At 48.2% G+C, this 21,867-nt stretch carries 17 protein-coding genes; 13 read left to right on the top strand and 4 right to left on the bottom strand.

Annotation, left to right across the window (positions count from 1 at the left end; translation table 11 throughout):
* Positions 1-359 precede the first annotated feature (359 nt).
* The gene (locus E1757_RS34295; RefSeq protein WP_133236765.1) at positions 360-1,226 is read right to left on the bottom strand and encodes a carbohydrate ABC transporter permease; all 867 of its coding nucleotides are present in this window, start codon (positions 1,224-1,226) and stop codon (positions 360-362) included.
* A 19-nt stretch (positions 1,227-1,245) separates the two neighbouring features.
* Complete coding sequence (locus E1757_RS34290; RefSeq protein WP_246079714.1) at positions 1,246-2,223, bottom strand: ABC transporter permease; 978 nt, start codon at positions 2,221-2,223, stop codon at positions 1,246-1,248.
* A gap of 260 nt (positions 2,224-2,483) precedes the next feature.
* Between E1757_RS34290 and E1757_RS34285 the strand changes: the two genes are divergently transcribed.
* The 5 genes from E1757_RS34285 to E1757_RS34265 all read left to right on the top strand — a co-directional run bounded on the left by E1757_RS34285 (position 2,484) and on the right by E1757_RS34265 (position 14,123).
* On the top strand, positions 2,484-4,715 hold the full coding sequence (locus tag E1757_RS34285) for a helix-turn-helix domain-containing protein (protein ID WP_133236763.1): 2,232 nt from the start codon (positions 2,484-2,486) through the stop codon (positions 4,713-4,715).
* A gap of 200 nt (positions 4,716-4,915) precedes the next feature.
* A complete protein-coding gene (locus E1757_RS34280) occupies positions 4,916-5,776 on the top strand; it encodes a phosphotransferase (protein ID WP_133236761.1) in 861 nt (286 codons plus the stop codon).
* Positions 5,777-5,944: 168 nt separating this feature from the next.
* Entirely contained in the window at positions 5,945-6,337 is a 393-nt protein-coding gene (locus tag E1757_RS34275; RefSeq protein WP_181956727.1) for a VOC family protein, read from the top strand.
* Between the two features lie 362 nt (positions 6,338-6,699).
* Complete coding sequence (locus E1757_RS34270; protein WP_133236759.1) at positions 6,700-9,792, top strand: efflux RND transporter permease subunit; 3,093 nt, start codon at positions 6,700-6,702, stop codon at positions 9,790-9,792.
* Positions 9,793-10,049: 257 nt separating this feature from the next.
* Positions 10,050-14,123: a WIAG-tail domain gene (locus E1757_RS34265; protein WP_133236757.1), complete on the top strand. Its 4,074-nt coding sequence runs from the start codon at positions 10,050-10,052 to the stop codon at positions 14,121-14,123.
* A gap of 94 nt (positions 14,124-14,217) precedes the next feature.
* On the opposite strand, the gene E1757_RS34260 is transcribed toward E1757_RS34265, so the two are convergent.
* Positions 14,218-14,886, bottom strand: coding sequence for a histidine phosphatase family protein (locus E1757_RS34260; protein WP_246079713.1), 669 nt, complete (start codon positions 14,884-14,886; stop codon positions 14,218-14,220).
* A gap of 415 nt (positions 14,887-15,301) precedes the next feature.
* Here E1757_RS34260 and E1757_RS34255 point away from each other — a divergent pair, with 415 nt between their 5' ends.
* The gene (locus tag E1757_RS34255; RefSeq protein WP_133236755.1) at positions 15,302-16,237 is read left to right on the top strand and encodes an MBL fold metallo-hydrolase; all 936 of its coding nucleotides are present in this window, start codon (positions 15,302-15,304) and stop codon (positions 16,235-16,237) included.
* Between the two features lie 38 nt (positions 16,238-16,275).
* Here the strand turns inward: E1757_RS34255 and E1757_RS34250 are convergent, their stop codons facing one another.
* A complete protein-coding gene (locus E1757_RS34250) occupies positions 16,276-16,800 on the bottom strand; it encodes a hypothetical protein (protein WP_133236753.1) in 525 nt (174 codons plus the stop codon).
* Positions 16,801-16,922: 122 nt separating this feature from the next.
* Here E1757_RS34250 and E1757_RS34245 point away from each other — a divergent pair, with 122 nt between their 5' ends.
* The 7 genes from E1757_RS34245 to E1757_RS34215 all read left to right on the top strand — a co-directional run bounded on the left by E1757_RS34245 (position 16,923) and on the right by E1757_RS34215 (position 21,799).
* A complete protein-coding gene (locus E1757_RS34245) occupies positions 16,923-17,609 on the top strand; it encodes a response regulator (RefSeq protein WP_133236751.1) in 687 nt (228 codons plus the stop codon).
* A 131-nt stretch (positions 17,610-17,740) separates the two neighbouring features.
* A complete protein-coding gene (locus tag E1757_RS34240) occupies positions 17,741-18,958 on the top strand; it encodes a sensor histidine kinase (protein ID WP_342774634.1) in 1,218 nt (405 codons plus the stop codon).
* 93 nt (positions 18,959-19,051) lie between these two features.
* A complete protein-coding gene (locus E1757_RS34235; protein ID WP_133236747.1) occupies positions 19,052-19,231 on the top strand; it encodes a small acid-soluble spore protein H in 180 nt (59 codons plus the stop codon).
* Between the two features lie 278 nt (positions 19,232-19,509).
* Entirely contained in the window at positions 19,510-20,127 is a 618-nt protein-coding gene (locus E1757_RS34230; RefSeq protein WP_133236745.1) for a zinc dependent phospholipase C family protein, read from the top strand.
* A gap of 475 nt (positions 20,128-20,602) precedes the next feature.
* Positions 20,603-20,833, top strand: a complete 231-nt coding sequence (locus tag E1757_RS34225) for a hypothetical protein (protein ID WP_133236743.1) — start codon at positions 20,603-20,605, stop codon at positions 20,831-20,833.
* A gap of 241 nt (positions 20,834-21,074) precedes the next feature.
* Positions 21,075-21,404, top strand: a complete 330-nt coding sequence (locus E1757_RS34220) for an ArsR/SmtB family transcription factor (RefSeq protein ID WP_133236741.1) — start codon at positions 21,075-21,077, stop codon at positions 21,402-21,404.
* Positions 21,401-21,799, top strand: a complete 399-nt coding sequence (locus tag E1757_RS34215; RefSeq protein WP_133236739.1) for an SRPBCC family protein — start codon at positions 21,401-21,403, stop codon at positions 21,797-21,799. The genes E1757_RS34220 and E1757_RS34215 overlap by 4 nt, the downstream gene beginning before the upstream one ends.
* Positions 21,800-21,867 lie beyond the last annotated feature (68 nt).

Raw genomic sequence — 21,867 nt, 5'->3', positions numbered from 1 at the left:
GCCCCGGTTCTCCCAGCTGTTTCATTAATTTTCTCACAGCTGCCTCCGTGTTAGTAATCGTACCCCAAAAACGCGGCGCCTCCCTACCCTCATCCGCAATGGCAACAGCAATTGTTTCCTTCGAAACGTCTAAACCTACGTATTTTGTGTTAAGCTTCATAATGTTGACTCCTCCTTTTGCATTGTAGCTCTGCTTTGGTTTTCCCTAAAACAATTATTTCCAAAGTAACCTACGTTGTTGCAAATTCGGGGAGTCGACCTTCGTTCATGATAACTTGCAATATCAGAATTGTTCAGCTCCGCTGAAAATATATAAAGTCTGATATTATAAAATAAAGCGGCGACTTTATAACCTGACTTTACGCCTTAATCGATCCGATCAAGGCCCCTTTTACGAAATACTTCTGCAGCCATGGGTAAACGATCAATATCGGCAGCGTAACGTAAATAATCGATGCATATTTCAGCGATTCCTTGGGGATGTTCTCTTGAGCGCTGCCTTCCGCCAATTGGGCTACCTGTCCCTGCAGCACCAATTCCCTCAGTTTTAACTGCAGGGTGAATTTGGAGCTGTCGCTGTTATACAGCAGGGCATTGTAAAATTCATTCCACCGGTCCACCGCATAGAACAAAGTCAGCGTCGCAATGATGGGCAAGGATAAGGGCAGCATAATCCGGAATAAAATGCCGATATCGAGAGCCCCGTCCAGCTTCGCGGATTCTTCCAGCTCGACGGGTATGCCTTGAAAGAAGGTTTTCATAATAATTAAATTAAAGGTGCTGATGGCTACAGGCAGTATAAGCGCCCAGATGCTGTTTAACAAACCAAGCGATTTGACCACCAGATAGGTGGGGACAATGCCGCCGCCAAAAAACATCGTGAACAGGATGAACAGCCATATGCCGCGTCCCCCGATCAGCCCCCGCTTGGAGAGGGGGTACGCGCCAAACACCGTAAGCAGCATATTGACCAGGGTGCCGAAGACGGTCAGATTGACGGTAAACAGGAACGACTGGTTCATACCGGTATTTTGAAATACGGTCTTGTAGGCTAACAGGTTAGTGCCGATCGGGATCACGGAAACTTTGCCGGCTATGAGCGCCGCTTCATCGCTCAAGGATCTGGCAAGCACATGGATAAAAGGGAAGAGCGCCGATGCCGCGAGGATAATTAAAATGACCGCATTCAAAAATTCAAAGATATGACGCCCGCTTGACTTTCTCATATTCCTCTCCCTCCCGGAGCTAATAGATGCCTTCGCCCGTTATCTTCTTGGAAAGAAAGTTGGCTCCGATCAGCATGATAAAATTAACGACGGCTTGAAATAATCCCACTGCCGTTGAATGAGCCACATCCGCACTAAGCAGCCCAAGCCGGTAGACGTAGGTGCTGAGCACGTCGCTTACCTGAATGACAGCTCCGTTACCGAGCAGGAAGGGCTGGTCGAAGCCGACCGACATCATATGTCCGATATTGAGAATCAAGAGAACGATAATCGTCGGCCTGATGCCCGGAAGGGTAATATAGAAGGTTTGCTTCCATCTCCCTGCGCCGTCAATGACGGCAGCCTCGTACAAAGTCGTATCAATGGCGGTCAGTGCAGCCAAATAAATGATGGCGCCCCATCCGATGCTTTTCCAAATCCCGGCGAGCACATAAACGACGATCCACCAGGAGGCCTCCCCCATGAAATAGATGGACTTGCCGCCCAGGGCGGTAATGACGGCATTCACGATCCCGTCGCGCGGCGAGAGCATAGGAATGATCAGACTGGCGACCACAACCCAGGATATGAAATGAGGCAGGTAAACGAGCGTCTGAATCGATCTTTTAAATCTCACGCTGGTTACCTCGTTTAACAATAAAGCCAAGATGATCGGTCCGGGAAAGCCGAAGAGCAGCGTTAAACAATTGAGCATCAGCGTGTTCCGCAGCACCACATAAAAATCGCTGTTGGAAAAAATATCGCGGAAATTTTCCAGGCCAATAAATGTACTGCCGAAGACGCCTTTGAACATGTTATAGTCTTGAAATGAAATGATGACGCCGTACATAGGCGCGTAATGAAAGATGAGATAGTAGGCGATGACCGGCAGCAGCAGTAAATATAAATACCGGTCGCTCCACATTTTTTTGGCCTTCTTGTAGGCGCTTGGACGAATAGCGGCTTGCTGTCCGAGCTCCTTCGCAACCATGTCTGCGCTTATGTGATTTCTGTCCAAATGGAACTAGTCCCCCCTCCAATGCTTATTAAGGTGAATATGACTTGCCTTGCTGTTGCCGCCATTGGAGCTATTGTGGCACGGTATGCCGCAGCCGGCAATAATCAATCCGGCGTTTTCCGCCTAAATCGTTCAATGATACTTTCGTCAATTCATGATTTTGCCCGGATCGTCAAAATGACTAACGCAACCGCTTTCATCAGATGCTATAATAAATCGTGAATGTGCCATATTTTTATGACTGCCGGGGGGGGTTTCGCTTGTCTTACCGAAAAATCCGAAGCATTCTTATGATTTTCCTGATTTCCGTTGTCGGGACCTCGATCTTGAGCATGTTCTTGTACAATATTTCTACGCAAATCATTAAAATGCAAATCGAAAAGCAAAAGGAATCGTCGCTGATCAACCTGAGCAACCAGGTTTCCAATTTTCAAGACCGCATCAGCCAGGCGGTGATCGACTTGCAAAACACACAGGATTACCAGATGTTCATCGAGTCCATGCCGTTCAAGGATTACGCAAGCTCTGCCGCGATCATTCGAAATTTTGTCAATCGGCTGCAGACCATGAACGCCACGTTGGATTATGTAGATAGCATTACCTTCTATAATCTTGAGAACGGCCGGAAATACATCACCAATGGAGGAGTGAACGACGAGCTTCAATTCCGGGAGATCATTGCGAAATTTAAAGATTTGCAGGCTCCGCAGGCATTAATGGATACGGGCAATAACGGGGCCCTTTCCGCGATCTATATTCAAGCGTTGCCCTTGTTTCAATTGAAGCCGCAAGGCTATTTAATTTTTCATTATAATTCCCGTTTTCTCAGCAGACTGCTTCAGAATGAGCAGAGCGGCGGCAGCTATATCGTCGTGAATGAAAAGCATCAAATCATCGACCGGTACAGCCGCGACGGCAAGCAGGAGAGGAGCGTCGAGCTGCCGGAGAAGCTGTGGGAGCCGTCCTCCATAATCGGAGATCACGTCCGGGCTGTCAGCGATCACGGCTATTTTTACATTTTGCATCAGCCCCCAAATAAAGCATGGAGCTATATTTATTCCATAGAAGAAGCCGAGGCGCTGGCACCGATCATCAGGCTGCGCAACATCGTACTCCTATCTACAGCGGCATTGCTGCTCCTTTCCCTGCTGCTGTACGCCTTGTCCATCCATATCTCATGGAAGGGCTGGAGTCGTATTTCCGCGCTGATTGCGGATTCCAAGGAGGTTCAGTCCAAGGATGATTTCGAGGTGCTGTTCCATAAAATTCAGGGATTGACGCACAACCATAATCAATTGAGGGACCACATGAACGTCATCCTTCCCGAAGCGAAAGATGCTTTTATCAAGAACATGCTGGAAAAAGGCTGCAGCAAACGGGACTTCGTCAAGATGAAGCAGTACAATATTGCGTTGGGTAATCATCCTTATCAAGTTTTCTGTCTGGAAGCGGATGATTATAAAACGATGAGGGAGCTCTACAGCGAAACCGATATGCGGCATTTCGAATACGGGATCGCCTGCGTCATTCAAGAGGTCATGAACGAAGTGGATATACCGGGACTGGTCGTTGTGGAGAGTCAAGCAAGGTTCGTAGGCATCTATGAAACGGATAAGCAGAATGGGGAGGCTCCTTTTAACGCCGCACTACAAAAAATAAGAAGCTTTGTTCAGCAATATTTCCCGTTTACCGTCACCATTGGCGTAAGCCAAATGCGCAGCGATTTAACGCATTTGAACTTATCCTACAACGAATCGCTGGAAAGCCTGAAGCAAAAATTGATCGTAGGCGCCAACGAAGTCATTTATTTTACCAATTTCCTTAGGAAAGAATCCATATTTTCATCCGATGTGCATGAGATCGAAAACGATATCGTGCACGGAATCCGCGATAAGAACAGAGAGCTCGCTTATATCGCATTGAACCGGCTGGTTGACATTAAGAAAGCGGAAAATGTCGATTACCGCAGCCTGCAAAATTACTTGATCAATATGGTTTTGTTCTTGTTCCGGGAATTGGCCGGGGACCTTCGGTTTATCAATCAAATGTCCATGAGCGAAATCGTCCGTTTATCTACCCTGGAGGAGTGGACCGAGTGGATCCGGACTCATTGCATCGATTGCTTGATCGAGGACATCATTCAGAACGAGAAAAAACAATACGATCGAATCGCCGATAAGCTGGTGCAGTATATGCACGGCCACCTGGAGGAAGACTTGAGGCTTCATGAAGTATGCAAACAGCTGGGGATTTCCGTCAATTTGGCGAATGGAGCGCTGAAGGAAGTGCACGGCATGACTTTCACCGAATATTTATTCCAGTGCCGGATTGAATTGAGCAAGAAATGGCTTCGCGAAACTCAAATGAATCTGGATGAAATATCCAACTTTTTATTTTACAGCAATGCCCAAAATTTCTCCCGCGCTTTCAAGAAATATGTCGGTCTGCCCCCGGGGCTTTACCGCAAGCAGCACCAAACCTCTATGGAATAGCTGGGGAGAGTGGGAGAGAGCCGACTATAGGGCAACAGGAAAGCCGACGATTCCTGCAATTTTTGAGAAGGGGACAACTAAATAGCAGGATAGTTCAATAACAACGCGCAAACTATTATTATAACGAAAAATGCTCTTGGTTAGGCTATAGCCATTATATAGAATTATAAATAAGCTAAGATGGCAAGGGGAGATCATTGATGCAGACTGTCATAGAAGAACTAATCAGAAAAAAGATAATACCGGAATCATTTGAATATTGGTCTGAACTGAAAGGAGGAACGAATAGTAAGGTAGCATTAATAAGCAATGCAGATTCTTCGCTGCAATATGTAATAAAGCAAAATACTCCGGAACAAATAGCATCGGAAGCTGCATTTTTCGAGCTTTATCATGGAATCCCGTTGTTGCCCAAAGTCGCATACGTTGACCCGGAGTTCAGGTATTTTTTATATCATTTTTTACCTGGAAGCACTTCTTATGTACGCGGTTCGAAGGCTGCCCTTATGAATGAACTGATTGATCATATGGTTCGACACTATGTTCAACCGGAATCTAGGCAAAATTATTGTTGGATTGAAGATCCAATTCGCATTAGTGAAGAATTAGATTATGCAAAATCCGTGATTGGGTTGCATATCAACGAGAAGGATCACCGTCTAGTGCAGGAAATTCATACTCGCAGAATCGGGAGGATGAATAGCGATCGTTTGTACGTATTACACGGCGACTTCGGAGTTCATAATTTCTTGTTCGAATATGGAAATCTCACTGGAGTAATAGACCCGATTCCCGGGTTAGGACGTCCGCTATACGACTTGCTTTATGCTTTCTGTTCCTCGCCCGGTGAATTACATTTTTCCATTTTACTTCCAGCCGTCCAACGATTAGGCGTCGAAGATATTCATGAATCAGATCTTGTTGATGATATGATTATTGCGTTATATAAGCGAATATGTACTTGCCTGCTACATCATCCTAACGATTTACCTGAATATTTGCTTGCGTGGAATGAGTGGGTGTATAGATCAACAATCGTACATCCCCCTAACTCGAAATGATTAAACTGACGGGTTACGAGGGTACAAAAATACCTGTGACAAGACTACCACGAATGATCGGCAGCAATGTTAAGCTATCGGGCAGATATGTGAAGCAAAAATATTGTATATAAACGTATGAACTATAAAATGGAGATAAATACAATGATGTTGAGGAGGAACTAAGGAATGAGTATAAATACTTCTCCTGCAATCCCGATGCTTGCAGTACATCATGCTAACAAAGCAATAGATTTTTACAAAAATGTATTTCGTGCTGTAGAGGTAAGTAGAATGGTTACGGTGGACGGAAAGATTGAACATGCCGAGGTAAAAGTAGGAGATGCCCGAATCATGATTGCGGACGAATTTCCCGGACACAATCATGCGGCAAAATCGCTAGGTGGCACATCCGTAATAATCTATTTATACGTTGATAATGTTGATGATGTGGTACAGAGAGCTCTGAATGAAGGTGCAATAGCCCTTAGACCAATTCAGGACTTGCCGCATGGAGACCGTGTGGGGAAAATTGAAGACCCGTTCGGTCATGTATGGATGGTTGCTACCCCGCTAAGCTAATGAAAAACGAAATCGGAATAACCAGAGAGCAGATTGCTGCGGCACCATAAAACATTGTAATGCTTGGGTTTCCAGGCTTTTTTGTTTTTCTGGAGGAAAATGGATCGGAAATACTTGACATGACACAAGTTTACTTATTTGCGAATCGTCAAATTCGGCTTGCAGCTCGTGCTCGTGAACCTCCATCCATATATGCATGGTATCGATAGGTCAAATCGGACCGTTCGGGGACTTTCCGGACGGTTTTTTGTGTGCGGTATCGGACGGCTCCAAATTTTTTACATAAAATAACACGAAAGTGAAGTGAAATGACAAAAAGCTCCGTCTTATTTATAGCAATTTTAGAGACGAGGAGTAGAGAGATGAACTCATTAACGCGATTTTCCATGAAAAACGTAGCGGCCGTACTGATCATCATACTGCTGTTATTCGGCGGGGGCATCTATGCGGCTACTTTACTAAAAGCGGAATTATTTCCCGAGGTGTCCATTCCCTACGTCGTCATCCAAACCCAGTATCAGGCTCCTCCCAAAGATATTATGGAGCAGATTACAAAGCCGTTGGAGAAGGCGGTCGCTGGGCTCAGTGGGATTAAAAGTCTACAGTCATCGTCCAGCGATAATTTCTCGTCGATTCAGATTACGTTGGAGCACGGCCAGAACACGGATAAAGCGAAGAATGATGTAGAGGGACTGATTTCCAACGTCAACTTGCCTCAATCGGCGGAACGGCCGAAAGTTATGACATTCGGTATGGCCGCCATTCCGGAGTATACGCTTGCGGTCATCGGCAAAGGCAACATGAATCAGCAGCAGCTGGATAAGCTGTACAAGGACGTGTTTCAGCCTGGATTCACCACAATTAAAGGGTTGGATCACGTCGAGTCTATCGGCAACGAGGAAGCGGTATTGACGCTCGAGATGGACGGCAATGCGATGAACAGCTACGGATTGATGCCTGCCGATATAACGCGGGCCATCCAGTCAGCCCTTCGCACGAGTCCGGTCGGTGGGCTGAAGGTGGACGGCATTACACAGATGGTTCGCGTAAAGAGCGATATCAACAGCATTTACAACCTGGAAAACATAAAGGTCAACACGGCAGCCGGGGATACGCTGCTGCTCAAGCAAATCGTCAAGATCAAAGCGATCAACGAGTCCAAGTTCATCTCGCGTTTGAACGGACAACCGTCGATCGGGGTCGTTTTGTACAAAACGAACGGAACGAACTCGGTTGAGTTTGCGAAAAATGCGGACGCGATGACGGCCCAATGGGAGAATCAATACCCGAGCATTGAATTCATGTCGATCTCGAAAAACTCCGAAGTCGTTCAGGAATCGATCAACGGAATGGTCAAGGAAGGGGCCCTTGGAGCTCTTCTGGCGTCCATCATGATTCTCGTATTTCTTAAAAACGTCCGTATGACGATCATTGTCCTTGTCTCCATTCCTTTATCTATTCTGATTACGCTTTTGATTATGGCGCCTTTGAACATTACGCTCAACATTATGACCCTTGGCGGCATGGCTATCGCGGTCGGCCGTGTAGTGGACGACAGTATCGTCGTTATCGAGAATATATACAGCGAGCTGGTCAAAACGCATGAGCGAGGCGAATCGGTCATTATTAAAGCTACGGCGCAGGTCGCATCCGCGATTACGTCCTCGACGTTGACTACGGTAGGGGTATTCGCTCCAATTGCCTTCGTTGGAGGAGAGCTCGGCGATATGTTCCGTCCGTTCGCGATCACGTTGTCGGCTGCTCTGCTGTCGTCGCTGATCGTCGCGGTAACCGTGATTCCGATGCTTGCCAAGCTGCTTGTACTCCGTTCGAAGAACATTAAGCATCACGACGAGCATAAGGTCGGCAAAGTAGAGGCCGGTTATTTGAAGGCGTTGCAATGGTCGCTTAACAACCGTAAAAAAAGTATGCTTCTTGCTTTATTAGCATTTGTCGTATCGATTGCGGGCACCGTTCCGTTTCTTGCCAAGGAGTTCATGCCCACCAGCAATTCCGATAAGAAGCTGAGCCTTAGAGTCATGTTACCGAGAGAAACTTCACTGGATACGACGGACCAAATCGTCAAAAGTATCGAAGCAATGATGAGGGAGACGAAGAACGGCATGGGCGAGCCTGCGTTCGAATACGTGCAGTCGCTCATCGGAGGCGGAGGAAGCGAAGCGGTCAGCTATCGGTTCTCGTTTAATGCCTCGGCTACCGACGGGACGAATGCGAGGGAGCTCGTCGATGACATGAAGGTAAAGATCGCCGCTATGTTGCCGAAAGAAAGTGAAGTTCGCGGCAGCATTGTCAGCTTTGGCGGGGGAGGCGGAGGAAGCGGTATCGACTTCTCTTACATGCTGAGAGGCGATGACGTGGATGAGCTCATTAGGGCGGCCGGAATGGTAAAAGCGAAGATGAAGGAAATTCCGGGCTTTCTTGATGTAGAAGACAGCTTGAGCGTAACGAACAAGGAAGTGGAAATTGCCGTCGACCAGAACAAAGCCCGCATGTACGGCCTCTCTTCCGGACAAATTATCGAATCGATGTACTCCTGGCTGGCCGAGCAAAAAATCGGCGATTTGAAGTTCGACAATGTAACCTACAACACGAAAATTATGATGGATACCAGCTTTAAAAACTCGGTAAATAAAGTCGGAAACTTCCTGATCATGACCCCGGCGGGACAAGTGATCAAGCTGAACGAAATCGCGAAAATCCGGCAGGTCGAAGGACCGGCCTCGATCCCTCGCGATAATCAGGAGCAATACGTTAGTATCACCGCCAAAATCGACTCCAAGGATAAAGGCGGCGTCAGCGCCCAAGCGTCTCAAATACTGAGCGAGATCGAATTGCCCCCCGGCGTTCATACGGAATTGAAAGGCGCTGCGGCAGATATCGATAAAGAGTTCACAAACATGTTTTTTGCGATGGCGGCTTCCGTCTTCATCGTATACTTGATTATGGTTCTTGCGTTCGGCAATGCAAGCGCGCCGTTCGCTATCTTGTTCTCACTGCCGCTTGCGGCGATTGGAGGGCTGCTCGGCTTGCTCGTCACCGGCGAATCGCTGAACCTGACGTCCCTGATCGGATTCCTCATGCTAATCGGCGTCGTCGTAACCAATGCGATCGTGCTTATCGACCGCGTACAACAATTGAGGGAAATGGGCCGTTCCGTGCGCGAGGCGTTGATGGAAGCGGGGCAGTCGCGGCTTCGCCCGATCATTATGACGGCGGGTGCGACGGTGTTCGCTCTCATGCCTTTGGCGCTTGGGCTGTCCAAAGGAACGATCATTTCCAAAGGCTTGGCGGTCGTCGTTATCGGCGGATTGACGACGTCGACGATTCTTACCCTGCTGATTGTGCCGATCGTTTATGAAATGATCGAAAATACGAAGCTTAGCGCTGGACGTCTGTTCCTTCGGAAAAAGGAAGCGCCGCCGACGCCTTCATAACAAGTGAAATAAAAGGAGCCTCCGGCCGAGTTGCGGCTGGAGGCTCTTGTATTTGTAAAATACCGATTGCACCCGCTGGTCGTGCTTTCAGTCTCCGCGCTTATGGGAAGGAATGAGAGCCCCGGGCCGGCTCTTTTTTGTTGTTTCATTGTCTTTATAGATTTGTGCCTAATTTAACCTCCGCATATAACTTCTTTCTGGGTGAATGCATATGTTACAGAAGACTACTTAGCGTTCATGAAAGGGAGGATAACAGTATGAGGAAACAAACCAGTCGCACAAGTAAGGAAAATTTGTTGCGCGACAAACGCAGCAGACCTTTTATTAACGAATTAAAATGGTTGGACGAAGATCAAGAAAAGGAAAAACCAAAAAATACGGTTAATACCGATAGCGATGTAATCATCAGCAAGCTGCCGCCGCCCGTAAAAGAAGAGCCCCTTGAAAACAAGGCAGCGGCTCGCCCGCTTTTGATCAAGCCGGTAATCAATGAGCGCAAATTACCCTCAGTATCCGGGGCCGTCATTTATACGGATGATCTTGCTGATGCATCGGTAACGAATGAAAAAATCTCCTATCAAACAATAGAAGGAAATAAACTAAAACGAGGCGCTATCACCACCGATGAGCTCGCCGATTATGCCGTTACCGGCGCCAAGCTGGGAAACCGCAGTGTAACGCAGCAAAAGATTGCCTTGCAAGCCGTGACAGAAGAGCATATTGCTCCTTATGCCGTCACCGGCGATAAAATTCAAGAGCGGGCTATTAGCGGCGGAAAGCTCCAGGATAACAGTATCACTTCGGAAAAGCTGGCTGATAAAACGATTGATGCAATGAAAATTGCCGAACGCTCCATTCAAACGAAGCATTTGTCGGAAGAAGCGATCACCGGTGAATTGCTTCAAAATCAATCGATTACGGCTGAAAAAATTAAAAGTGGAGCGATACAAGCCACCCATCTGGCTAACTATATTGTAAATTCGGCAAAGCTGGCTGATTCATCCGTAACGACGGAAAAATTGCGGGATTTATCAGTGACCGCAGATAAGTTGGCGGACGGGGAAATTCCGGCCGATAAAATCGCCTACCACGCGATTACCGAAGATAAGCTTGCCCCATGGAGCGTTGCCTCGGAGCACCTGCAGTCTAAAGTCATTTTGCACGAGCATTTGTCTGAAGGCGTAGTTCGCAGTCAAACGATTGCCGGCAAACAAATCACGGCGGAACATTTGACCGCAGATTCGGTGCTTGGCGAGCACATAAAGGACGGTGCTATCATTGCGGAGAAGCTGGCGAAGCAATCGGTGGCAAGCGTACATCTTAGGGAAGGCATTATAGAGAATAAGCACATTCAGCCGGGCAGCGTGGGCGCTGATCATTTGGCGGACGGAGCAGTGACAACCGACAAGCTTGCGGCACAAAGCGTAGGCAGCGGACAATTGGGTGAAGCGGCGGTGACTGCCGCTAAACTGGCTAATCAAGCTGTTACTTCAACAAAGCTCGGCAAAAAGGCTGTTTCTTCCGAACATGTTTCGGATTCGGCGATCGGCAGCGCACATGTGAGCGAAAAAGCGATACAATCGGTACATTTGAGCCAGTCAGCTGTAGGCAAGGAACATCTGCAGGATCAATCCATTGGTACCGGAAAATTGCAAGACCGTGCTGTAACCTCGGAGAAGCTGGCTTTTGGCTCCATTCAACAGCAGCATATTTTGGAAGGTGCGGTTTTATCAGGAGCGCTGGCTAACCAAAGCGTAACTACATCTAAGCTCGCCAGCGAATCCGTGTCAACAGACAAACTGACTAACTTGGCAGTGACAGCGTCGAAGCTGGCCCAAGGCAGCGTCACATCCGACAAGCTCGCCCGCGAAGCGGTGCTGGGAGAGCATCTGGCAGCCGGTACTGTTCAACCGATCCACCTCGCGAAGGCGATTGTGAAAGCAATTCACTTGGCAACGGAGTCGGTCACCAGAGAAAAGCTGGCCGACCAAGCAGTGACTTCGGAAAAGTTGGCCGACGACGCGGTTACGACCGCGCATTTGTCAGAATCAGCCGTACGGGCACAACAGCTCGCTGAAGGTGCAGTGGAGCAGCGGCATATCGCCGCCGGCGCAGTAACATCCATGCATCTGTCTGCAGGCATCGTAAACAGCGAACACTTGGCGGCGAAGTCGGTCCTCACAGACCAGCTTGCCGCAGATGCGGTGACAAGCGAGAAGCTGGCGGCAAACACGGTAAGCGGCCGGCACATTACACTGAAAGCAATAGGTACGGCGCATCTGGGTGCAGAAGCGGTGACGGAGGAAAAACTGGCCGCAGGTGCGGTGAACGGCCGGCATGTGGCGGAAGAAGCGATTGGAACTGTGCAGCTGGCGGAACGTTCGGTGACGGCAGAGAAGCTGGCTGAAGGCGCGATAAGAGGCGGTCACGTGGCGGAGGAAGCGATCGGCACCAGACATCTTGCCGAGCAATCGGTAACGGCAGGGAAGCTGGCTGAAGGCGTGGTGAGCAGCCGGCATATAACGGCTGAGGCCATAGGCACAGATCAACTGGCCGAGCAAGCAGTGACCGCGGAAAAGTTGGCCCTGGGCGTTGTAAGCGGCCGCCACGTGCTGACGGAAGCGATCGGCACGTGGCACCTCGCGGAGCAATCGGTGACGGCAGCGAAGCTGGCCGCCTATTCAGTGGGCGGTGCGCATGTGGCAGCGGAAGCAATCGGTACCGTGCACCTTGCCGAGCAATCGGTGACGGCGGAGAAGCTGGCTGCGGGCGTTGTGAGCGGGGGGCATGTGGCGACGAAATCGATCGGCACGGCTCATCTTGCCGAGCAATCGGTGACAGCCGCGAAGCTGGCTGCACTGGCGGTTAACAGCCGGCACGTATCGGCGGAAGCGATCAGTACGGCGCATTTGGCAGCGGATGCAGTGACAGCGGAGAAACTGGCCGCGAATGCAGTGACATCGGGAAAGCTGGCCGTAGGTGCAGTAGGCAGAGTCCATGTGACGGAAGGAGCGATCGGCACACCGCAGTTAGCTGAGTCGGCGGTAACAGGAGCGAAGCTCGCAGAAGGCGCGGTAAGCGGCGTACATGTAGCGGCAGAGTCGATCGGTACGTTGCAGCTGGCTGAGTCGGCGGTAACAGGAGCGAAGCTCGCCGAAGGCGCGGTAAGCGGCATGCATGTATCAGTGGAAGCGATCGGCACGGTTCAGTTGGCGGAGCAGGCGGTAACAGGAGCAAAGCTGGCCGCAGAAGCGGTAAGCGATAGCCATATCGCCGCGGGGGCGGTCGGCACGGTGCAACTGGCCGCGGAAGCAGTGACGGCAGAGAAGCTGGCAGAAGGCGCAGTAAGTACCGCGCACGTAGCCGCGGAAGCGATCGGTACGCTGCAGCTGGCGGAGGAGGCGGTAACGGGGGCGAAGCTCGCCGCGGAGGCGGTTGGCACGGTGCAACTGGCAGCAAAAGCAGTGACGGCAGCGAAGCTGGCTGCAGGGGCAGTAGACACTGCACATGTAGCCGCAGAAGCGATCGGTACGTTGCAACTGGCGGAGCAGGCGGTAACATCAGAGAAGCTGGCCATAGACGCCGTAAACGGTGAGCATGTAGCCGCAGAGTCGATCGGTACGTTGCAGCTGGCAGAGGCGGCGGTAACGGCGACGAAGCTGGCTGAAGGTGCGGTAAGCTGCGGGCATGTAGCTGAGGAAGCGATTGGCACAGCGCAGCTCGCTGACGAGGCAGTGACATCTGCAAAGCTTGCCGAAGGAGCCGTAAAGGCGGTGCATCTCGCGTCCGGCACCGTGAGCGGAGAGCATTTGAGTAATGATTCCATCGACGGCATGCACATCAGGCAGGAATCCATCTCAAGCTATCACCTGTTGCCGGGCATCATTTCGATGATGCACCTGGATAAGATGCTGCAATTGCAATTGCAAACTACTGCAGCCTTAATGTTGCAAACCAAAGATACGGCTTCAGCACCGGCACCCATTCCGAATGAAGACGTACAAACAGAGCCTGTTGCGGAAGGAGCGGCACCCCCGCAGCCGTTGTCGTTTCAGCCTGTGCAGTCCGTTAAAGCAGCTACGGTTCAACAATTTGGACTGGAGACGTTTCATATGGATTCGGTGGAAGAAAGCGTAGTTCTTGATGTCATCTTCGATCAGCTTTTTGCCAATGAACAATATGTGCTTGTAGCGACAACAGATCAAGAAGCGTGTTACGCTGTTATTGAAAACAAGCAAACTGTCGGCGCTTCAATTCGAATAACCCGCAGCAAATACTCGCCGGAGCTTCTAGGAACCGTTAACTGGATTGCAATCGGAACCTTGGAATAAGTAACACAGCTAAAGCCAACTGGAATGTCAGGTGGCTTTTTTTCTTTTAACTCAAGTTTTCGCAGCTTGAAATCGGGCAGAGAAGGCCAAAAGACTATCTTCTTATATGGCTCGTGTTGAGATCCTGGGTTAGTTGAATAAATTGATCAAAGCTGATTCTGCCCACTATTTCATAGCCGCGGCCGGTTCCTTTCGGTTTTATGATGACGGTTCCCAAGTTTGGGATATCGCCAAGGGCCACATGCGGGAGAAAAGTATGAGCGACAATGACCGTATTTGTTCCATGAGCAGGAGGAGTTTCAAAAATCTTCGACAGATCCGACAAGATCTGTTGTTTTTTTTCGGCCGGATAACTTTCTATTCTTAATTTTTCTATGGAAGCCAAGACGGGAGCTACGACAACGTTTTGTTTCCCAAAGATAATTTCAGCTGTTTCCCGCGCCCGGCAATAGGGGCTGGACATAACCGGATATCGAATAGGGATCAATTGTTTTCCATAAATAACTCCGAATGCCCTGGCCTGATCTCTTCCATGTTCACTTAAATTTCTCTGGGTTCTGCAATCATTGAAGTTTAGCTCGGTTTGATCTTCACCGACCGTTGCCTCCCCATGTCTAAGATACAGAATATAACCGCCTTTTTCTATAGCCCTGAGTAGCGAGGAATCTTCTCCGGTTGGGGCTTCATGAGCCGCGACTTCGGTTGCCGCAAATAGAATGACAAAGACATAAATGAAAAGCTTAGCCATTAACTTCGGGTACAAAGTTCCCACGTCCATTCATAATGATATTGATACATAACATTGTAGACAATTTCCATTTCAGCCCATAGTATCTCTTATTTCAAAAATTGTATTCCGAATTGTACCCCAACAAAACCGGACGCATCTGATTTACATCCTAAAATTTTATATGATAAATAATTTATCACATTAATTATTGTATAGATGCGGTTTCTTCTTAAAAATTTAGTCTGCATCAAAACAACTCGTGGGGTTCATTAAATTTTATTTTTCATCCATTAGCTTATAAAATAGAAATTATAGCAGAATGCTGCTATAGTTTTGACGAAAAATATATTGGGGGCGTCTTTGTTGCCGGAGCAGCGTTAGGCTTCGCGATGATCGCCCTGCACAGCATGTCGTCGACATCTGTCGGAAGGAGCATAAGGGTATACAAATGGGTAAGAGGTATGTAAATGCAGATGGCTCTTCCAATCTCAAATCGTTTGGAGATTTGTGGCAATGGCAAAAGGAGCGCCGCTCGAAAAAGAAGGATTTATCGTTTCCTGTTCCTCGCGTTGAGCCAGAAATGGCGCTGCTTTCCGGCAATCGAGAGAAGCCGACCGTGACGTTCATCGGGCACTCGACGTTTCTTGTCCAACTCGGCGGCCTTAACATTGTGACCGATCCGGTTTGGGCGGCAAGGATGGGTTTCGCTCCGAGGCTGTCGCCGCCAGGCATCCCGATGAAGGCGTTGCCGCCGATCGACGTCGTAGTTTTGTCGCATGCGCACTACGACCACCTTCATTTAGGCAGCCTGCTTAACCTGCCGGGCGACTTCGTTTTGCTCGTCCCGGAGGGGCTCGGCGGATGGCTCCGCCGTAAGGGGTTGCGTCGGGTCGAGGAGCTTACTTGGTGGTCCGAGAAGCGCATCGGCGGTGTAACGTTCGGCTTCGTGCCTGCCAAGCATTGGACGCGGCGAACGCCGTGGGACACGAATACGTCGCATTGGGGCGGCTGGGTGATGCATCATGGCGCGGATTGCCTGTATTTCGCCGGCGACAGCGGCTATGACGGCATCTTTCGCGAAATCGGCATGAGGTACGGCGATATCCGCGTTGCCTTGATCCCGATCGGGGCGTACGAACCGGAGTGGTTCATGCGCGACTCGCATATGTCGCCGGAGGAAGCGGTGCAGACGTTCGTCGACGTTGGGGGAAGCATTTTCGTACCGATGCATTACGGTGCTTTCCGTCTTGCGGACGATACACCGAAGGAGGCGTTGGACCGGCTGCATGCCGAATGGGAGCGGCGTGGACTCCCGCCGGAGCGGCTGTGGACGATGGGGCTCGGAAAAACAAGGTTGTGGTCTGCGGAGGAGATTATGAATTAGCATCCGAAAAAACAGAGGTTCAGATAACCGGAAGGAAATCAATCAGCTTTTGTCTTAACGGTTTTCCTTATCTTACCAAAAGGCTTGAAATAGGTAATGACGACCATGAAGCCATAAGCCGCAGTATTAAAAACGGCAGCCCAAACGTTTGCCTGCCATGTCGATTGAAAATCTTGACTTTGCATCGCGGCATAACCACGTTCTTTGGCCGCAGCGAGTAAAAACGAAAACCAATCATTAATAAAGAATATGCCAATCAGGATCGTGACAATGGTCAAGACCAGCTTAATCACGATCCAATAATATTTCACTAAGCCCCACTGGGTCCATAAGGATAACAAAATACCTGTCAACAAAGTGGTCAAGGCAGGGTATTTGATGAGATTGTCATCGAGCACATGCATGCTTTCCAGAAAGTAATATAACTGTTCTCCATTCTGCGCCTTCTTCACATAGAACAACAGCAATAACATGCATAAAGTAGCGCCAAACCAGGCTGCAACCGAAATCACATGGAGCGCGACCAGGATGTTTTTTTGTTTTAAGTTCAGCTTGAGAGCCATTGTGATTAAACCTCCATAATCCAAATTATTTTTATCTTTATCTTAACCGTTATTTGTTGCAAACTTATTGCGATCGATTACGGGTTTGATGAAATTTTGACGAGGAAGGGAAGTTTTACCGAATGTCGCACAAATTGCTGCTGGTGGATGACGAAGAACGGGTGCTTGAATTTATGGAGCCTTTTCTGCTGGAGGAAGGATATCTTACCGAGACGGCCAAAACTGGAAGCGAGGCACTGGTCAAAGCGAAGGAAATGAAGCCTTCTTTGATCATTCTGGACTGGATGCTTCCCGGGATGAGCGGTCTCGACGTCTGCAGGGAGCTACGCAAAATGGGGCCGGTCGGGATCATCATGGTGACCGCGCGAGCGGAAGAATCGGACAAAATCGTCGGGCTGGAGGTCGGGGCAGACGATTTCATCACGAAGCCGTTTTCGCTCAGAGAACTGGCGGCCCGGATTCGTTCCGTTCTGCGGAGAATAAACGGATACGAAGCTGCAACTCCGATCTTTCATTATCGGGAGCTTTCGATTTCGGAGGCTGAGTGCCGGGTATGGAAACATGGCAAAGAAATTGCTCTTACTCCCACGGAATTCAAACTTTTGCTCACTCTTTCTGCCAGGCCGGGTATTGTGTACAGCCGTCTTCAGCTTCTGCAAGCGGCTTTGGCCGATGATATCCTGAATGACGAACGTACGGTAGATGCGCATATAAGCCGAATTCGCAAAAAAATCGAAGATGACCCTGCCCATCCTGTATTTGTTCAGACTGTATACGGATTCGGATACCGTTTTGGTGACCGTCCATGAAAGTAAGGCGCAAGTTATTTCTTGCTATGACTTTTTTTATCGCATGTTTAATTCTCGTTTTCTGTTTGATTACACAGTTGGTCGTCCGGGAATCCTTAAATGCAGTGGTGGACTCCGCACGAGGCGGCGAGGTGGACCGATTAGCCGGGCAGTTTGTCCGATATTATGATAATAACCGCCAATCATGGGAAGGAGTTCAGCAGCTGGACGACGCCTTGAGCCGTTCAATTACCGGAACACCAGCGAGTTTTCTGCTCGTATCTCCCCAGGATCAAATCCTTTTTCAAAAAGGAGAAGAAGCCGTTCCACTGATTAAACGGTTGGGGATTCGTCAACCTATGGAACGAAATGGGAAAACGATAGCGGTTATATACTATTACGATTCGGAAGTTGCCGCGCTGTCCAAGCTGCGGATCGGCCTTCCTATTTCGATTCTTTTTTTACTGATACCGAGTGCGGTTCTGTTCATCGGTATATCTTTAGGGGTAGCCTGGTGGCTGTCTCAACGGTTTACCGCACCTCTCCGCCAATTGATTGCAGCAATCGACCGGATGGGGCGGGGGGAGTTCGGAGTGCAGGCTGCAATTTCGACACGGGATGAATACGGGCAGGTAGCCCAGGCATTTAATGAAATGTCCCGTTTAATACAAAGCCTGGAAGAGCATCGGAGAAATCTGGTTGCCGACGTGGCGCACGAGCTTAGAACGCCGATCACGATCATTCGCGGCAAACTGGATCTGGTACAGCAAAGCAGCCGCCGTGTCGAGCCGGAAAGCTTGCTGCCCTTACAGGATGAACTTATTCGCCTCACCCGATTGGTCGACGATCTTCACCTTCTTTCCTTAGCAGAAGCAAAAAAACTGCCAATGGATCGGGAAGCGACGGATTTGCCGAAGCTGCTGAACCGAGTTGTCGAACGGGTGTCTCACGACTTCGACCAAAAGCGGATTCGTATCCATGTAACCGAGGAAGGCGGGATTTCCTTAGCTTATGTTGATCCGAACCGTATGGCGCAAGTTTTTCTCAATCTGATCGTTAACGCTGTTCGCCATACGCCCACGGAAGGCCTCATCACGATTACGATTCGGGAAGAAGCGACCGGACAAGGCGATTCCGGATATGTGCGGATTGACATAGCCGACACGGGCCCCGGAATGGATCCGAACCATCTGCCGTACCTCTTCGATCGGTTTTACCGTACGGATCAGGCGCAAGTGCAAAGCAACGGCGGAATGGGGCTCGGGCTGGCCATAGCCAAAGGCATCGTAACGGCCCATGACGGTACGATTCACGTAGAAAGCGAGCTTGGTCAAGGAACCGTCTTTATCGTTCGGCTGCCCATATCATAATTCCTGTGGCCTCCTTATGGACTAGTTACAAGGAATAAAAAATTACAAAGTAAACATGATAATAATCGTAGAAAAAAAAGGGAGGTTCATGAAATGAACGGACAACGGGCAATGGAGATTGCCGCTTCGCCGGTTATGACCAAGGTAACCTATAATGGCATTCCCATTTATATTCAAAATGTTGATGAAAAAAATGAAACCGCCAGAATCTACCCGCTTCATGAACCGGAAAATGAACAAGAGGTTCCTTTATACACTTTGGAGGAGCATTAATAAGAAAAGCTTCTGACCGAAGCCCTTCCGCCAAAGATACATTCGTGTTTTTGATGAAAAAGGGGCCGTTTTGGCCCACTAACCGTTTAATACAATGACAAAGCAGGCCGCCGCGGCAGTTTAGGACATAATTCTTTGTCCAAGCCTGTCGCTTTTTTTATTGTAGGAATAATCAGGTAAGTATAATGAAAATATCAGTAAAAAAATGGTAAGATCGACGAGGATGTATGATAAAATTTATTACGATCTTTTGATTCCGTTTTCAGGGGGGATTTAAATTGGGTTCAAGAATCATGCACCTGGTTATTGCGAATAAAATTGCAGATTGCCTGTCGATCAAAGACAAAACATCATTTCTTTTGGGAGGGATTGCTCCAGATGCGGTCTCAACCAAAGACCAGTCCCATTTTTTCAAAGGCGATCATAAAGATTATTCCAGATATATTGATTACAAGGCATTCATACATAAATATAGCTCCAATAAAGATTCCCGCTTCATACAAGGATATTTAACTCACTTGATTGCCGATGACATTTGGCTGCAGGGCTTTTATATTCCATGGTTAAAAAACAGAATGGAGGCTGATCCCGACCTGTTCAATCTATACCATAACGATTTTCGATTGCTTAACGGGAAATTATTAGAGTACTACGGCTTCACAAAACAATTAAGCGAGGCATTAAGTAAGAGTGATTCAATCATTGAAATCGAAGAGGTCAAATGTAAAGATATTAAGGAATTTATCCCACTAGTAATAGGGGATATGGATTATGATAAGGGCCTTCTTGAACAGCACTTATCCGTATTCACATTCGAGCAGATTGTTGGATATATAGAGACTTCAGTTGATAAAGGTTCATTGTACATTAAATCTTTAAATAGTTTGTCTTATTGAACGGGTAACGAAAGTTGAATCATATAAACAAACTGAAGGCTACCGTTCATTGATCGGTAGCCTTCTGCATCTGAAGTGATTTTTTAATCATCATGCCGGGCACTCCGGACGGTTTAAGAAACATAAATAAGGGTAATTTTGCATGTATAAAGGAATGTTATATGTCACCTTACCTAGTGCGGAAAAATACACCGACATTTCCTTGTTCAGTTATTGTAAACCCATTCTGAAGAAGGCATAACACGGCATCTTTAACTGGAGCCCCTACTTTTATAAACCTTCTGCACGGATTTGCACTTCCGATGATTCGGAATTTGCCAATGTTAGCAAAATTTCTTTTGCTTCTGACGATAATCGCTACATCTGGAAATTGCCTCATGATTTCAACTCCTTTGTATACAAGGGGATATCCTATATTATTCAGTTTTATTTAGTAATTCTTGGACTTCAGACTCAGGGTTACGGAACTGCCGCGGTGGAATTATCCGATTTCACATATGGCTTTTACGCGATTAAGATTGATACGGAACGAACATTTATGTTTAAAACAAAACAGTTCCAAAGTGTTGATGATGTCGTTTCAGAACTAAAAGGAGCTTCTTGCTTTATCGAGCTTAGGGAAAAAATGAAATCACAATTAACGGGAGACGATAGTGGGATAACCGGGGAGCAGGTTGCCGCGGCAGCTGCTCCCCGGTTTCGTTGAAGTAAAGGCAGCAGGAGTTGAATTAAATGGATAATCATCATTTACTTGATGGCTTCCCCATTGTAAAAAATTGTTGACACGACACCGAATGGTGTCCTATAATCAAAGTGTCACTAAATGGTGTCCAATCAGGAGCTAGTTATTTGGAAAGCTGTAACCTGAATTAGTTTCTCTTGAAACAATAATGAGGAGGTGAAATTAACGGCTGTCCCTTGGTAATAATTACTTAGGAGAGAGTGTTGTGAGCGAGAACAACCAGTTACAGGATGTGTTTGACGCGATTGCAGATCCAACCAGGCGCCGACTGATTCGTCTGTTATCGGAGGCAGAGGAGAAACCGCTTCATGAGTTAACGGCGCAATTTCAAATGGGCCGTACAGCGGTATCCAAGCATTTGACAATCCTTAAAGAGGCCGGGCTGGTACTTGATCGAAAAGTTGGCAGAGAAACGCGATTTAGGCTAAACGCCTCTCCACTCAGAGAAATTCAAGATTGGTTGGCTTTCTACAGCAAGTTCTGGAGTACGAATATGTTGCGCTTGAATCAACTATTAGAGGAGGAAGAAGAATGAGCTTAACACTATCCTTGGATTTTCAGTACACGACATCGATTGAGAAGCTTTGGTCCGCCTTAACCGATTCAAGCAAGCTTGCCAAGTGGACCATGGAAAATGATTTTAAGCCCATTGTAGGACACCGTTTTCAGTTTCGCACTCAGCCGTCCGAATATTGGGATGGAATCGTTGACGGCGAAGTGCTTATCGTGGACGCACTAAACCGGTTGTCCTATACTTGGGCCAGCGGAGGAGAGAAGCACACGGTCACCTGGACGCTGCAGGATTTAGGGGATGGAAAGGTTAACCTTCATCTCGAACAAACCGGAATCTCAAATGATCAAGCACTCGGAGGAGCTAAGTATGGCTGGACTAATTGGTGCGGCGAGCTTGAAAAGGTGTTGGAACAATAACCGCATTGGGCACTAAACATCTCCTTCCCAATACTAAATTAATGGGTACGATAGTTGAACCCTGCTTG

Source organism: Paenibacillus piri (genome assembly GCF_004354045.1).
Classification (GTDB): domain Bacteria; phylum Bacillota; class Bacilli; order Paenibacillales; family NBRC-103111; genus Paenibacillus_S; species Paenibacillus_S piri.
This window is presented reverse-complemented; position numbering and strand designations above follow the sequence as displayed.